15 protein-coding genes are annotated in these 14969 nt (G+C 45.6%); 3 read left to right on the plus strand and 12 right to left on the minus strand.

Annotation, left to right across the window (positions count from 1 at the left end):
* The first annotated feature begins 166 nt into the window (after positions 1–166).
* Positions 167–499 (plus strand): YegP family protein, encoded by a 333-nt coding sequence (locus D9741_RS21335; protein ID WP_130206970.1) that lies wholly within the window; start codon positions 167–169, stop codon positions 497–499.
* A gap of 121 nt (positions 500–620) precedes the next feature.
* Here the strand turns inward: D9741_RS21335 and D9741_RS23690 are convergent, their stop codons facing one another.
* The 5 genes from D9741_RS23690 to D9741_RS21355 all read right to left on the minus strand — a co-directional run bounded on the left by D9741_RS23690 (position 621) and on the right by D9741_RS21355 (position 5335).
* Positions 621–818 (minus strand): hypothetical protein, encoded by a 198-nt coding sequence (locus tag D9741_RS23690; RefSeq protein ID WP_240725511.1) that lies wholly within the window; start codon positions 816–818, stop codon positions 621–623.
* Between the two features lie 108 nt (positions 819–926).
* A complete protein-coding gene (locus D9741_RS23695; RefSeq protein WP_240725513.1) occupies positions 927–1196 on the minus strand; it encodes a hypothetical protein in 270 nt (89 codons plus the stop codon).
* An 89-nt stretch (positions 1197–1285) separates the two neighbouring features.
* Positions 1286–3394: a DUF4034 domain-containing protein gene (locus D9741_RS21345; RefSeq protein ID WP_105276107.1), complete on the minus strand. Its 2109-nt coding sequence runs from the start codon at positions 3392–3394 to the stop codon at positions 1286–1288.
* A 10-nt stretch (positions 3395–3404) separates the two neighbouring features.
* Positions 3405–4121: a DUF1266 domain-containing protein gene (locus D9741_RS21350; RefSeq protein ID WP_105276106.1), complete on the minus strand. Its 717-nt coding sequence runs from the start codon at positions 4119–4121 to the stop codon at positions 3405–3407.
* Positions 4121–5335, minus strand: coding sequence for a PcfJ domain-containing protein (locus D9741_RS21355; RefSeq protein WP_115775513.1), 1215 nt, complete (start codon positions 5333–5335; stop codon positions 4121–4123). Before D9741_RS21355 ends, D9741_RS21350 begins: the two co-directional genes overlap by 1 nt.
* A gap of 487 nt (positions 5336–5822) precedes the next feature.
* On the opposite strand from D9741_RS21355, the gene yegQ reads away from it, so the two are divergent.
* Together yegQ and yegS are read left to right on the plus strand one after the other, a co-directional pair.
* Positions 5823–7184: a tRNA 5-hydroxyuridine modification protein YegQ gene (yegQ, locus tag D9741_RS21360; RefSeq protein WP_130219352.1), complete on the plus strand. Its 1362-nt coding sequence runs from the start codon at positions 5823–5825 to the stop codon at positions 7182–7184.
* Between the two features lie 257 nt (positions 7185–7441).
* Positions 7442–8341, plus strand: coding sequence for a lipid kinase YegS (yegS, locus tag D9741_RS21365; protein WP_130219350.1), 900 nt, complete (start codon positions 7442–7444; stop codon positions 8339–8341).
* 81 nt (positions 8342–8422) lie between these two features.
* Here yegS and D9741_RS21370 read toward each other — a convergent pair whose 3' ends face one another.
* The 7 genes from D9741_RS21370 to gatY all read right to left on the minus strand — a co-directional run bounded on the left by D9741_RS21370 (position 8423) and on the right by gatY (position 14672).
* Positions 8423–9196 (minus strand): DeoR/GlpR family DNA-binding transcription regulator, encoded by a 774-nt coding sequence (locus D9741_RS21370; protein ID WP_205712861.1) that lies wholly within the window; start codon positions 9194–9196, stop codon positions 8423–8425.
* 105 nt (positions 9197–9301) lie between these two features.
* The gene (gene gatD, locus D9741_RS21375; protein ID WP_130219346.1) at positions 9302–10342 is read right to left on the minus strand and encodes a galactitol-1-phosphate 5-dehydrogenase; all 1041 of its coding nucleotides are present in this window, start codon (positions 10340–10342) and stop codon (positions 9302–9304) included.
* Between the two features lie 48 nt (positions 10343–10390).
* Positions 10391–11746: a PTS galactitol transporter subunit IIC gene (locus D9741_RS21380; RefSeq protein WP_130219344.1), complete on the minus strand. Its 1356-nt coding sequence runs from the start codon at positions 11744–11746 to the stop codon at positions 10391–10393.
* A 3-nt stretch (positions 11747–11749) separates the two neighbouring features.
* Positions 11750–12034, minus strand: coding sequence for a PTS galactitol transporter subunit IIB (gene gatB / locus D9741_RS21385; RefSeq protein ID WP_033805236.1), 285 nt, complete (start codon positions 12032–12034; stop codon positions 11750–11752).
* Between the two features lie 30 nt (positions 12035–12064).
* Positions 12065–12517, minus strand: coding sequence for a PTS galactitol transporter subunit IIA (gatA, locus tag D9741_RS21390; protein WP_130219342.1), 453 nt, complete (start codon positions 12515–12517; stop codon positions 12065–12067).
* 9 nt (positions 12518–12526) lie between these two features.
* Entirely contained in the window at positions 12527–13789 is a 1263-nt protein-coding gene (gene gatZ, locus D9741_RS21395) for a tagatose-bisphosphate aldolase subunit GatZ (protein WP_130219340.1), read from the minus strand.
* 28 nt (positions 13790–13817) lie between these two features.
* Positions 13818–14672, minus strand: coding sequence for a tagatose-bisphosphate aldolase subunit GatY (gene gatY / locus D9741_RS21400; RefSeq protein ID WP_130219378.1), 855 nt, complete (start codon positions 14670–14672; stop codon positions 13818–13820).
* Positions 14673–14969 lie beyond the last annotated feature (297 nt).

The following is a 14969-nucleotide window of genomic DNA, read 5'->3' on the forward strand; positions in this document are numbered from 1 at the left end:
AAAAGAGAGGGATAAAGCCGTGCTCGTATTCAGATTTCAGCATATTTATCAGTAATCTCCCCCATGCATTAGAGGGTATTCCCCTGATTGGCAACCACCTGAATATCACCCATACTTAAATGGTTACATACTGTTTTCGATACGCAATTTCAAGCAAGGAGTCAATATGGCTGGTTGGTTTGAACTTAATAAGAGCAGTGATAATCAGTTCCGTTTTGTGTTAAAAGCGGGAAACGGAGAAATCATTCTCACAAGCGAATTGTATGCCTCAAAAGCCTCTGCGGAAAAGGGCATCGCCTCGGTACAAAGCAACAGTCCGCAGGATGAACGCTATGAGAAAAAGACGGCGAGCAACGGCAAGTTTTATTTCAATCTGAAAGCTGCCAATCATCAGATAATTGGCTCCAGCCAGATGTATGCTACCGCTCAATCACGCGAAGTCGGAATTGCCTCTGTAAAAACCAATGGCGTAAGCCAGACGGTAAAAGATAAGACTTAATCATTGTGCCGGGCGCGGATGACGCGCCCGGCTTTATTTCTAATAAACATTGGCTTATTGATTTTCAGGATTAATCTGTGCCATTAAATGATGAGTAGATAAGTTTCAGTATCAAAAATTATCACACCCCGCAATCCCCAATCTGATCTACCACCGTAAGATACCAGTCACTGTCATAACCATAAAGTTGGCTTAAATAAAACACCAGTCCATCGCTACCTTTTTCTGGTGCAGCGACCACACGTACGGCCCCGTACTCCATTCGACGCGCTACGGCAACTTGTGCATCAGAAATAGTATTTTGCGGTGAACCAAACATCTGCGTAAAGACCAAACTACGGCTGACTTTATGGTGTGTATCACCGTTGCTAATAAAATATCCGCGCTTATTCCAGCCACGTTCACAGTCAAATTCCGGGATAGTTTTCTAATCAAACTCTTCATCTCGCGGAATATGTTCCCCTGCCGAAGGCCACGGAAAATACTCGGAAACAGGCTTTTTAAAATCAATTGATTTAAAATTTTCGACATCCATCGAAGCACCACGCTGGAAGAGAACATACAAACCCGTTTTTTTATCAATTAACGAGTTGATTAATTGAGCATCTTCTTGCTGAAAGCCGATAATCATCTTTCTGGCTGTTTCCTCCAGCGTATACCCGGCATTGGCGGGTAAAGAAAATAATATCAGCCCCACCAGCATCATCCCTTTTTTAACATCAGCATTGTTTGTATCTTCTCATAATGGGGCTAATATTACACATTTAACAATTTTCAGGATAAACCTTACACCATACTGTTAACCTGGCCGGGTAACTCGCTAGCCGGAATACGAAAGGTATACCAGGCATAACGACAGCGTTTCCACAGGCTAGAGAAATGGAGATGATAAAGGCAATCTGCAATAATTTCGTTATCTGGATATAAAGACTCGGCAAAATGTGCCCAGCGCGTACTGAGTTTCATGTCAAACAGTTTTTCATCTTCTTTGTTACCATAAAGACGTGACAAGGTAATCATTGCTTCGAGCGTACCTTTATTCGCTTCTTCTTGTACCTGTTGGAGGTGAAAATGAGCAAGTGAGAGATCTTTCACCTCAAAGATATTAAGTAAAAAAAGCCCCCATGCTTTTTCATGTCCAGCTTCATGAGCCAGATATAAATAATCAAGGAGATTCCTTTCATAAATTTCCCGTATTTCCTTTGAAACTTCTTGTTTATTTAGCAACTGGTAGCAGATAGCTATGCTAAAATAAATATTTTGTAGATCTTGTTGATGTTCGCTATAACCATAATTTTTTACCAGTGGGTAAGATACCGAATTATGGAAATTCAGGTCATCTTGAAGTATTTTAAGTGCCCGTTGCAAATACTCCAAAGCAGTAGATGGTTCATAAGGTAATTTTGTATTGTCTTCCTTATCCAAATATTCAAGAGCAACTAAGTTTAATGCAGCGGGAATATTTCGTTGCTTACCAATTTCCGCAAGCGGAATGAAATACTCAGAAAAACCAAACCAATTTAAATCTTTAATTGCCGATCGCCAGTTATGATTGTATTTTATGTCAGTGGCTTTATCCAGCCAGGCGTCGCCCAGCGCTTCATCTGTTTCAAAACCCAAAATACCCGCATACTGGAAAAAACCCCTATAAATAACAGGCGTGGCATAAGTCGTATTCTGTGAGTTTCGACAGATAAAATTATATATCCAGAACGAATCTGGATAATGACTTAATGCAAACTTTATAGCGTACGCACTGTAATAATTATTGAGCTTCATATCTTCCATCACCGCTCGCTGTATACAGCACCATAACTTATCGTGATCGTTCTGTTTGTTATAGCAGGCAAGTAACCACTCCAGGGCATTATGGCGACATTCCTGAAATTGTGCGTGCTGAGCAATGTTCTCCGCTAAATCGATTGCATTTTGTTGATCCTCGGCCGCAATGTCCTCAATACTGACATCACGGTAATCATCCCACCAAAGTAAGAGATCCATATATTCATGTTCTTCGGTAGATAAGTGCTTACAGGTTGCTGAATCCAGCAATTCGGAGATTTCTGTATGCGAACCACCCCAGCGTGGCATTCGAAACGGTATATATTCAACAAAAGGATAAAACGTGTGAGGGAAAATAGTCAGGCAAACTGAAAGCCAATATTTTTGCCCGCCATCGTTATCATACTCAGGAAGTATATTGGGGCGAGGCAAAATGGGGAATATTGCATCCTCAAACGAAAGTCCAGAATACGCCATCAACGCTTCCACTTCTTGCGGGGAGCGGTGGTGATAATTTTTCAGTGCGATCATCAATGGTATTCCTGCGACACTATCACCGTTAAGGTGTGCCGCCAGCCAGGCTGGCTGACCAAATACTTTTGAGTTGGTGCTGGTAAGTAATGCAGCCATCCATTGCCGTGGGTCACAATCAATTGCTTTAAGAGTAGCGATGACCATTTGTTCATTACATGCACCAGCACAAAGCCACATTGCATGTGTGGTATCATTTGCCCAGCCATAACTGCGATATAACCATGCACGATGATTCCAGTATTGTGCTTCGGCAAGCCAGGCATGTGTAGAATGAGGTTTTGCTTGCTGCCAGGATTTAATGAGTCTTAAACCTTCTATTCCGGCATCAACTAGCGTGTTCATATCATAAAAATGGTTACACATTTGGGTCCAGGATAAAAAATAGCGCTTTTCAGCCTGACGAGAAGTGAAACTCTCCTGTAATGCCTGGTTATAAATTTCATCAAGTTCCTGATAACGTTTTTCTCGTAACATATAAGGAATATTTGCGATTTGCCATTTTCTCTCAAGAGTATTAAGTGGCATTTTTTGGTCACACATCTCGTGCATTGCACTGAGTAAACGAGCATCCTGTTCCATAAATATCCTGTTAATTAGGTTCAAAAATTTTAAATTCATTCCACGGCAATTTTTTCCAGTTACTGAATGGATCTTTCAACCATGCAGTGACTTCCTTTAAATCACGGTTCGCAGTGGCGACGGGTATATCGTATATCATCAACCATTTTTGTCGGGCGCGAACATAAGCATTGGCATAATCTTCCCATGAAGCGAAACAATCTTGTGCTCTTTGAGCATTCAGTAATAACACTATCCAGGCCTGGTTTTCATCGCACCAGCCTAAACCGGCGATGCAACGAGTTAAAAAAGCAGTGCGCATACAGTCAAACGCCAGCGCATCCAGGACCAGGCCTTGTGCTGCCAGTTGTTCGTAAAAATCATGTGGAGAATTACCAAGCCCTGTAGCCCAGCGTTGTAATATAACGCCAATTTGTTGACGAAAATCTTCGTTGCTTTTGTAAGTTTCTATTCCTAGCTCTTGTTTAACCTGAAGTGCAAGTTGTTGACGCTTATCATCAGTCAACTTTATATCTAACGTAAAGCCATTTACTGGCAGTCCATTACGACGAGCAACTATATCACCAATTGCTAATGCCCACTTACGTCTCTTTGTTGCTCGTCTTTTGTCCTTGAGTAGATCCTTTTCTTTTTCTTTAGCAATAAAAGCATCGATTTGTGGTTTGTTTTTTTTGTATCTATAGATAAAAATAAAAATTGCGACCAGGAGAACAATGATAAGGCTCATTATTTTTTAACCTCTGACAGGGGTAAGTAATGAGATGTCTGCAATGTCAAACTCTCTATTTCAAAGGGAATGCTACTGATATTTTTACCTGCGAATTGCGGATGCCACTCAGCGCCAGGTAATAACATTTCCGCAGAAGTAGCAACTATAGGATCAATAGCATTAAGATAATGTAACTTATCAGGTGCGCTGTGTAACAGTAACCACTGCAACTCCACTGAAGGAGTTGTAAAGTGTTCTAATAAATGAAAGTTATTATGTAGTACGCTTAGTAAAAAACTGGTTTCATATACTTCCGTGATATATTTCCACCCCTGATGTTCAGATGTATTTTCATAAACAATACCCATACCTTCACAATCACTATGTCGAACTGCTTGTGGTGATAATAGCTGCAAAAGAGACAAAACATCGTCCGCATATTTTTTAACTGGATGACGATTTTGCTTACCTTTTATTTGATCAATTTCAAGTGAATCGCCAACAACATTGAGAGCAATAGTAACATGAGGAATATTATTATTATCACGCAAACTGAATAACCGTAATTTATGTTGCTCAATTTGATTTGCATAATACTCGCCATAACCACCGGTAAGATTTTTTCGATCATCAAACTGGCCTACGCAATGTTGCATATGCCATGATTCATAAGCCATTTCACGACGAAGGTTCAAATGACTGGCATCAAACTCAACAATTTTTCCGTCTGGCACATCAAGTATTAACTTTACGGTATTTTGTTCACTCGGCTGCCACCCTTTCTCGCGCCGTTGAAGCATCTTTTCATGCTCTTCTTCACGCATTCTGAACGCGGCGTAGCAGGTTATGCGCTGTAGTTTTGATTCCAGACGGGTACCACATTTCCTGGAAAGAAATTCCACCAACTCCCGTTCTTTGGTTAATATTTGTTGATGATCGGTTTCGATATAATAAACTGTAGAAGTTGATACTGAGGCATTATTAAACTTCGATACCAGCCATTCCGGGATTACATCATCATTTTTATTAAACAGTGAATATTCTGCAAGCGAGTTAATTTGTTGCGCCATTGGAAAGTCACTAATTAGCCATCGATAAAAATGGTTCAGCAACCATTTTTGGATGGTCTCATTATCCTGGCGACACAGACTTCTTTGCAAAATTGCTGTTTTTACTTCCGGGGCATTAATTACATCCCTTGCATTATAATTTTGGTGAATATTACCAGTCATAACATCTATCCGTGTTTATTATATCACTCAAGAAAATAATTAATGAATATAGATTTTTATCTAAATCATCATGGTTGCAGGTACATACTCAAGTAAGCCACTCAAAAAAAATAACGTAAACTCAATAGTGGCAACGTCACAAACTTTGAAAATTATGTCTTATATTTGCAGTTTATTCTAGTGAATAACTGAGATAAATAACATTATTTTACATCCTCAATAATTCAGGCTGCAAGAGGACGGCAAATATATTCACAATTATCAGAGGATGAGCATTCAGGAAAGTGGTCAATATCGTCAACTTTTTCTGTTATCACTACATGAAGATTTCGTGCAGGTACTCTCTTCTCTGCCACTTCTCCCCTCACATTTGCACTGGAGCCATCCCCACCGATTGCGCTACAATGCCCGCCCTTAAAGTGGGGACACTCCCCTAACCGCTTCATCAGGTGAAGCGGATCTGACCTGTCATCAGAACGAGAGAATTATGTTTAAACCGGAACTCCTTTCCCCGGCGGGAACGCTGAAAAATATGCGTTACGCTTTCGCTTATGGCGCAGATGCTGTTTATGCGGGCCAGCCGCGTTACTCCCTGCGTGTGCGCAATAACGAATTCAACCACGAAAATCTTCAGCTCGGCATCAATGAAGCCCATGCGCTGGGGAAAAAGTTTTATGTCGTGGTCAACATTGCGCCGCACAACGCTAAGCTGAAAACCTTTATCCGTGACCTGAAACCGGTAGTGGAAATGGGGCCGGATGCGCTGATTATGTCCGATCCTGGGCTGATTATGCTGGTGCGTGAGCACTTCCCTGAAATGCCGATCCACCTTTCCGTGCAGGCTAACGCCGTAAACTGGGCGACGGTAAAATTCTGGCAGCAAATGGGCCTGACCCGCGTGATCCTCTCCCGTGAACTATCACTGGAAGAGATTGAAGAGACCCGCAATCAGGTGCCAGATATGGAGCTCGAAATCTTCGTTCACGGCGCACTGTGCATGGCCTACTCCGGTCGCTGCCTGCTCTCTGGCTATATCAACAAACGCGACCCGAACCAGGGCACCTGCACCAACGCCTGCCGCTGGGAGTACAACGTCCAGGAAGGTAAAGAAGATGACGTCGGCAACATCGTACACAAATACGAGCCGATTCCGGTGCAAAACGTTGAACCGACGCTGGGTATCGGCGCGCCAACCGACAAAGTGTTTATGATCGAAGAGGCCCAGCGTCCGGGCGAGTATATGACCGCGTTTGAAGACGAACACGGCACTTACATCATGAACTCGAAAGATCTGCGCGCTATCGCACACGTTGAACGCCTGACCAAAATGGGCGTGCATTCGCTGAAAATCGAAGGCCGCACCAAATCTTTCTACTATTGTGCACGCACCGCGCAGGTTTATCGTAAAGCTATCGATGATGCCGCTGCGGGCAAACCGTTCGACACCAGCCTGCTGGAGACGCTGGAAGGTCTGGCGCATCGCGGCTATACCGAAGGTTTCCTGCGTCGCCATACGCATGATGATTATCAGAACTACGAATACGGTTATTCCGTTTCTGACCGCCAGCAGTTTGTTGGTGAGTTTACCGGTGAGCGTAAAGGCGACCTCGCGGCGGTAGCGGTTAAAAACAAATTCTCCGTTGGCGACAGCCTTGAGCTGATGACTCCACAGGGCAATATCAACTTTACCCTTGAGCATATGGAAAACGCCAAAGGCGAAGCGATGCCGGTTGCGCCGGGCGATGGTTATACTGTGTGGATCCCGGTCCCGCAGGATCTCGAACTGAACTACGCGCTGCTGATGCGTAATTTCTCTGGGGAAACCACGCGTAACCCGCACGGTAAGTGATTAATTTCAAGTATTTTCCCCAGATAGAAAATTCTTAGAAACCGATCACATACAGCTGCATTTATTAAGGTTATCATCCGTTTCGCTGAAAAACATAACCCATAAAATGCTAGCTGTACCAGGAACCACCTCCTTAGCCTGTGTAATCTCCCTTACGCAGGCTTATTTTTTTGCACCACGACTTTCATCCTGTTCTGACTCCACCTTCTCTTTTCTGCTCTACACTTTCTAAAGATCAATAATAAAGGCATACGACGATGGCCGATTTTCCCGCCAGTTTGCTGATTCTTAACGGCAAAAGTGCTGACAATGAAACATTGCGCGAGGCGATTATGCTGTTGCGTGAGGAAGGAATAACGATCCATGTACGGGTCACCTGGGAGAAAGGTGATGCCGCGCGTTTTGTGACTGAAGCGCGCCAACTTAGCGTCGCGACGGTGATAGCAGGCGGTGGTGATGGCACCATTAATGAAGTCTCCACGGCGTTGATTCAGTGTGAAGGCGATGACATTCCTGCTTTGGGGATTTTGCCGCTAGGTACAGCGAATGATTTCGCCACCAGCGTGGGGATCCCTGATGCGCTGGATAAGGCGTTGAAACTGGCGATTGCTGGTAACGCTATTGCGATTGATATGGCGCAGGTTAACAGGCACACCTGTTTTATCAATATGGCAACGGGCGGGTTTGGTACGCGCATCACCACCGAAACACCGGAAAAATTAAAAGCCGCGCTGGGGGGAGTCTCTTACATCATTCATGGCTTAATGCGCATGGATACATTGCAACCGGACCGTTGTGAAATCCGCGGTGAAAACTTTCACTGGCAAGGTGACGCCCTGGTCATTGGTATTGGTAACGGGCGTCAGGCCGGTGGCGGTCAACAATTGTGTCCGAACGCGTTAATTAACGATGGCTTGCTGCAACTGCGCATTTTTACCGGAGATGAAATTCTTCCGGCCCTCGTATCAACATTAAAATCTGACGAAGATAACCCGAATATTATCGAAGGCGCTTCGGCGTGGTTCGATATACAAGCACCACATGAAATCACTTTTAATCTTGATGGCGAACCGTTGAGTGGACAAAACTTTCATATTGAAATACTTCCGGCGGCGCTGCGTTGTCGATTACCACCGGATTGTCCGTTATTGCGTTAATCAAATTATTCTCTCTTGAATTAGGGAAAATCAGTTATGCCGGATGCGGTGTAAACACCTTATCCGGCCTACAGAACAATACTACACCGTAATTAATTTCACCCGAGTCTTCTGCAATGCCAGTTTATCGACCTCTGATACGGCATCATCGGTAATAATAATATCGATTTTTTCGATTGGCAGTACCTGATTAAATCCACGACGGTTAAATTTTGTTGAGTCGAGAACTGCGATAACTTTATTCGCCGCTGTCACCATAGCACTGCTAACGGAATAACCTTCATTAAAGGTCGTAATACCATTAACCGCATCAATCCCATCAGCACCCACAAACATTAAATCGGCATTAATATCCTGCAGGGAACGTTCAGCAATAGAACCATGCATAGATCGCGTTTTATGGCGCACCGTACCACCACAAACCACCAAAGTGATGTCTTTATTTTCAGAAAGGGCAAATGCAGCAGGAAGGCTATTGGTGATCACCGTGATATTTTTAGCAGTCATTAACCCTTCAGCGATAAGCATTGTCGTACTTCCGCTGTCGAGGATAACCGTCATACCTTCGTGGATCATTTTTACTGCCGCCTGCGCAATTCTGTTTTTCGGTGCGCTGGCTAACTGAAATCGCTCTTTAAACCCGACTTCCTGCGCCTCGGTTTCACTATTACCGGACATTATTTTTGCCGCACCGCCATGAAAGCGCGTGACCACGCCTTTTTGTTCGAGAAAGCGCAAATCGGCTCGAATTGTCGCTTCCGATGCAGCAAATATTCCCGCCAGATCCTGAACAAGCACGGTTCCCTGTTCATTCACTAATTGGATGATCTTATTCCTTCGCTCGAATGAATTCATCGTCATTTACCCATATTCAATTGTGACTAGTGTAAACGAAGGGGGACCATTGGTGAATGATCTGTTTTGCACAATACCGGGCCAGCATCACGCTGGCCCACGGTTTCAGGGAATGAGCAACACTTTACCCAGCATGGTATTGCGAGCAATGTCACGCACCGCCTGGGCGAAGCTTTCAAAGCTTCCACGGTGAGCGATTAATGGCTCCAGGCTTAACTTACGTTCTGTCAGCAACCGGCTCGCCGTTTCCCACTCCTGCCCAGGCCACGGGCTGGAGTAGTTCATCCAACTGCCGATAACCGTCAGTTCTTTACGCAATATTTTGCCAAATGTCGCTGATGTTAAATGCAGATCCTGATGTAACGTTCCCACCAGTGCCAGTTGTGCGTGAGGTCCGGCGATTTCCACCCCCAGTTCGACGGTTTGCGGTACGCCTGCTGTCTCGAGGATTAGCTGGTTGAAGCGCAGTTCGCGTAAAACGCTCTGCATTTGCGCCGCGCTCATTTCGCTACTGTTAAATGTTTGCATAGCGCCGAAGGATTTTGCCAGTCCCAGTTTTTCTGGGCTAATGTCGATAGCCGTCACACTCTTTGCCCCCAGCGCGACAGCGCACTGAATTGCCAGCAGGCCAATGGTTCCGGCACCAATGATAATAACGTTTTTATTCTCGCAACCTTGCGCTAAATGGAAAGCATGCAGACCAACGGTAATCGGTTCAATAAAAGCACCATCCTCAATAGGCATATCCGCGGGTAGTGGAAAAACATTTTTTCGCTTAACGACAATATATTCGGCAAATCCACCATCACGCCGTGAGCCAATAAAATCATATTTCGCACACTGGGAATAAAACCCTTTCAGACACTCCGGACAATTAAAACAGGGTAATAACGGCACACAGGCAACTGCATCGCCAGGGTGTAAATCATCAACACCGGTTCCCACCGCATCAATATAGCCACTAAATTCATGGCCTAACGTTATTGGATAATAATGTGCACCATTTTTAAAAATTCTGGGTAAATCGGAACCACATACCCCCGAGCTGGCAATTTTTACCCGCACCTCATCCTGATGATTAATTTCAGGAATAACTCTTTCTGCAACGCGCACGATACCATCAGTATCATTCACCACTGATTTCATAAAAACTCCTGATTTGTTAAGGGGGATATTCTCCCCCTCAGGTAAAAATTATTCTGCGATAGCGGCTTTCTCTTGTTTGGTAAAGCCGCGCGCTCTACGCCAGGTCATGAAAATACCGGTGAGATAAATGGCGCCGATAATAATGAAACCGGGAATATTTTGCGGGGAGAAAACCTGAATCAATAACCAGGTAATGGGAGAACCGCCTTGATCCATCGAAGCTACCATACCTCCGGCTTTTAATGCGCCCGCATTGGCAGCCAGTTGAGTGTGCAGACCAATAGTTTGCGTCGCAATCCACAGGGTGATGCTCATGATGATGACGCCCGAGATTAAGGTGCGGAACAGGTTTCCACGATGCACGGCGACTGCCATCGCCACAAAGAAGCCAATAGTTGCAAGATCGCCAAACGGCAGCACCTGATTACCTGGGACACATACCGCAATCAAAATGGTGAGCGGGATAAAAATCAGGCTTGCCGATACTACCGCCGTATGCCCCAGCAGCAATGCCGGATCAAGGCCAATCAGGAACTCCTGACCGCCGAACTTCGCCTGCAAACGGCTGCGAGCCTGCTTCGCAATAGGTGTTAAGCCATCCATGATGGGTTTAATCACCCGTGGCATCAGCAGCATGACTGCCGCCGTTTTTACCGCCAGTTGCAATACACCTTTGACATCGTAACCCGCGAGTATGCCGATAATCAGCCCCATCACAAAACCCACGGTGACAGGTTCGCCAAAAGGACCAAATTTGCGCTGAATATCGTCGGCGCTAAATTTAATTCGGTTAACGCCAGGGATTTTCTCGATAATGGCATCCACCAGTACCGCGATGGGTCCCAGATACGCCGACGTACCGTGTGGAATAGCAATGCCTTCCAGCTCAAAGAAATCACGGGTATCGCGGGCAAACCAGTCGCCGAGCTTATAAACAAACGCCGCGTGAATTACCACACCCGCCATCCCAATCATCCATGAACCGGTGGCCAGATGCAGCAACGCGCCGGTGAAGGTCATATGCCAGATATTCCAGATATCAACATTCACCACCCGCGTCATACGGGTCAGTAGCATTGCCACGTTAACCAGAATCGCAATCGGAATCGCCACCAGCGCGATTTGCGACGCCCAGGTCATTGGAGATGATCCCGGCCAGCCGACATCGACCACATGCAGATTCAGGTCGAAATTTTCCGCCATCGCTTTCGCCGCCGGGCCAATGGAATCCAGCATTAAGCCAATCACCAGGCCAATGCCAACAAAGCCAATCCCGATATGCAGACCCGCTTTAAAGCAATCGCCTGCCTTCATGCCTAATATTTTAGAAAAAATAATGATGACAATCGGCAACATGACCGTAGGGCCGAGGTCGAGAATATAACGCATGACTTCTGAAAACATAGGTCACCCCTGTAAGATAGTCAGAATTTTATTTTGTAATGCTTCGATACCGACACCAGAAATAAAAGGCATGCCGTGAACTAACGGAATATCGCCAAAACTACGATCCACTTTGGCAGTGGTGCATATCAAATGCACGCCATCCATATAAGTTTCTATTTCATTAACCCGACACTGGATTAATTCAACAGGAATATTATGACTCTGACACAACTCTTTAATTTCTTCCGCCGCCATCGTAGAGGTCGCAACCGCGCCTCCGCAAGCGACAATAATCTTGCGTTTCATAAATAGTCCTTTTTATTGTTACAGAGGGATTTATTCGTCTGAATCTAAAACATACTTTGTGAAATATTCCTTTAACTGGGTTTCAGGAAGAGTGATTAGTGTCTCGACGATATCGGGCTGTTGTAACTTGCCAAATAAACAGCGTAAAAGTTTCAATTGCTGCTGCGGATTTTCCACAATTAACGCAATAACCAACGATACTGCCACTTCGTTATCATCATCCGCTTGCTGAAAATGAACTTTATTCGTTGGCCTTAACAGATAAATGGCTGACGACTTAGCATGAATCGCCTCACAATGTGGTATTGCAATGGCGTGCTGCTCAAGCATTATCCCGGTGGGAAATTCCGCCTCTCTGGCAATTAATGCCTGTGGCCAGGTATCATGAACCACACCTTTCTCGAGCATCTCATTACCGATATGGGTTAAAACTTCGCTTCGATCGACAAAAGAAATCCCGCTACGAACAAAGAGCTTTGTCATATGCCGTCCTTATTCCGCACAGCCGTACCAATAGGCACGCAAAACATCATAAATTTTATCCATAATCAGCTGATGCGGTATTGCTGATAATTCCCCGGACTGAATGCGTTCAAATTGTTTGGGAAGATACTGACTAATCATGCCCAGTGGGATGTCCACACCTTCCAGATTCGCCATCATCGTTTCGACGCTATTTTTAATCCGGTTATGCGGCCAGTAATAACGAATACGATCCGAAAGACTATAACGAATATCCAATAATGAATCGTTAAAACCCGTACGATAATATTTCTTCCAGTACTGCGGTTCGTCGAACATCACTTCTTCGATTACCGCCAGGCAACCGCTGCGATTTTCGGGGGCAATAAGTTCCTGCTCAATTTGCGCCAGCGAAAATATCGCCTCGCGTAAAGCAAAGGTTAATGCCGGGCCGACTTTCAATATGGCAAAGTGATCGCGCACTAATTCCCGATAAGCCGTCCGGGTCTGATAATCGGTAGAATGTGCTTCATAAACCATTTTGGTGTTGATTATCCATTCAGCCAGCGCCTGCGCTTCTTGCGGCTGATAATGGATAATATTGCTGTGATCAAATTCCACGCCTGGCTGCACCACAATGGCAATCACGCGTGTTAACGCCTCAGCCAGACCACGGGCAATAAAGGCCTTTTGATGCGTACGTAAAGTATTGGCGGCATCTTCAACCTGGGTGATGTGTACTGACTGAATGGCGCTGGCCTCACCGCCCGGAACCGGAACTTCGGTGCCAATGACATAGCTCAGTTGCTCACGCTGGCAATCTGTCGCCACACTTTCCGCAGCAAAGCAAAGCACAGCAGCTCGTTCCGCAACCGTTTCTGGCGCTAACGGTATGGGATCCCCCGCGCAGGACATTGACGCATCAAGGTGAATTTTACTGAATCCCGCACGAACATATGCTTTTACCAGCTCAATGGATTTTTCCATCGCCACATCTGACTTTTCCTGCTGCCAGCAGTTCGGCCCCAAATGGTCGCCGCCGAGAATAATACGCTCACGTGTAAATCCGACTTTATCGGCAATCGCAAAAACAAATTCGCGAAAGTCCGCCGGTGTCATTCCGGTATAACCGCCAAATTGATTGACCTGGTTTGACGTTGCTTCAATCAGCACTTTGCGTGTGCTGTTGCGATCAAATGCCAGCGCCGCTTCGATAACCAACGGATGTGCAGAACAGACTGAACATATGCCGATATGTTCACCAGCTTTATGCCGGGCAATTAACGTTTTCATGTTTTTTCCTTGTTAAATGGCAGGTGCGTTATGCCCTGCCCTCGCAGCCACAATCGGCAATCACTTTGCTCACCACATCGCGCATTGCAGATTTAGCCGACTGCAAATAATCCCGGGGATCGGTCGCTTCCGGGTGCTCGGTCAGGTAATTTTTTAACGCCTGCGAGAAGGCATTTTTCAGCTCCGTTGCAACGTTGATTTTGCATATCCCCAGTTTGATGGTTTGCTGAATATCCTTAGTCGATAATCCTGACGCGCCATGCAGCACCAGCGGTAAGTTCACCCACTGGCGAATGTTCTCCAGTCGAGAAAAATCAAGCGCCGGTGCGCTGGCGTACATACCGTGAGCCGTGCCGATGGCGACCGCCAGGGAATCAATGCCGGTTGCCTCGGCAAATTCACGCGCCTGAACGGGATTGGTGTACAACGCATCAGCTTCATTGACTTGCACATCATCTTCCTGGCCGCCAAGTTGCCCCAGCTCCGCTTCGACGCTGACATCAAAGCGATGGCAGAAATCCACTACTTCTTTGACTCGAACAATGTTTTGCGCATAAGGCAGATGCGAAGCGTCAATCATCACCGAGCGCACGCCGGAGCGGACTTTCTGAGCTATATCTTCAAAATTAGTGTGATGGTCGAGGTGAATCGCCAATGGATGGTGATATTGCTTCGCCATCGCACTGACCAGCGCCAACAGATTTTCTGTACCAGCATGAGTAAATGTACCGGGCGTTCCAGCGATAATGACCGGTGCCTGCAGGTTGGCAGCGGTTTCCACCACTACTTGCATCGTTTCGAGATTGTGAATATTGAATGCCGGAACCGCATAACCGCCGCGCTGCGCGTTGTTCAGCATCTGCTTTGTCGATACCACGTACACTTTCATATCCTGTCGTTTGTTTTCGATTTCAAAACATAATGAAATTATTTGTTTTTAAATGTCGAGATAACGATCACAAAAACGACAATATGAAAACCAATACAGGAATGAAGGCAAAAAAACGGCCTCCCGATAGGGAAGCCGTAACAAAGTGCGCGTGTTTTTATGCCGGATGCGGCGTAAACGCCTTATCCGGCCTACGGGGCAGTGCTGTGTAGGCATGATAAGACGCTTCAGCGTCGCATCAGGCATAGGTTGCCGGATGCGGCGAGAACGCCTTTTCCGGCCCACGAGGTA

It is taken from the genome of Escherichia sp. E14V7, from assembly GCF_004212225.1.
Taxonomy (GTDB): Bacteria; Pseudomonadota; Gammaproteobacteria; order Enterobacterales; family Enterobacteriaceae; genus Escherichia.

Coding starts and splice junctions, on each gene's coding strand:
- yegS (WP_130219350.1), top strand. CDS start 7,442: ATGGCCGATTTTCCCGCCAGTTTGCTGATTCTTAACGGCAAAAGTGCT.
- D9741_RS23690 (WP_240725511.1), bottom strand. CDS start 818: ATGTTTGGTTCACCGCAAAATACTATTTCTGATGCACAAGTTGCCGTA.
- yegQ (WP_130219352.1), top strand. CDS start 5,823: ATGTTTAAACCGGAACTCCTTTCCCCGGCGGGAACGCTGAAAAATATG.
- gatB (WP_033805236.1), bottom strand. CDS start 12,034: ATGAAACGCAAGATTATTGTCGCTTGCGGAGGCGCGGTTGCGACCTCT.
- gatA (WP_130219342.1), bottom strand. CDS start 12,517: ATGACAAAGCTCTTTGTTCGTAGCGGGATTTCTTTTGTCGATCGAAGC.
- D9741_RS21350 (WP_105276106.1), bottom strand. CDS start 4,121: ATGAGCCTTATCATTGTTCTCCTGGTCGCAATTTTTATTTTTATCTAT.
- gatD (WP_130219346.1), bottom strand. CDS start 10,342: ATGAAATCAGTGGTGAATGATACTGATGGTATCGTGCGCGTTGCAGAA.
- gatZ (WP_130219340.1), bottom strand. CDS start 13,789: ATGAAAACGTTAATTGCCCGGCATAAAGCTGGTGAACATATCGGCATA.
- D9741_RS21335 (WP_130206970.1), top strand. CDS start 167: ATGGCTGGTTGGTTTGAACTTAATAAGAGCAGTGATAATCAGTTCCGT.
- D9741_RS21370 (WP_205712861.1), bottom strand. CDS start 9,196: ATGAATTCATTCGAGCGAAGGAATAAGATCATCCAATTAGTGAATGAA.
- D9741_RS21355 (WP_115775513.1), bottom strand. CDS start 5,335: ATGACTGGTAATATTCACCAAAATTATAATGCAAGGGATGTAATTAAT.
- D9741_RS21345 (WP_105276107.1), bottom strand. CDS start 3,394: ATGGAACAGGATGCTCGTTTACTCAGTGCAATGCACGAGATGTGTGAC.
- D9741_RS21380 (WP_130219344.1), bottom strand. CDS start 11,746: ATGTTTTCAGAAGTCATGCGTTATATTCTCGACCTCGGCCCTACGGTC.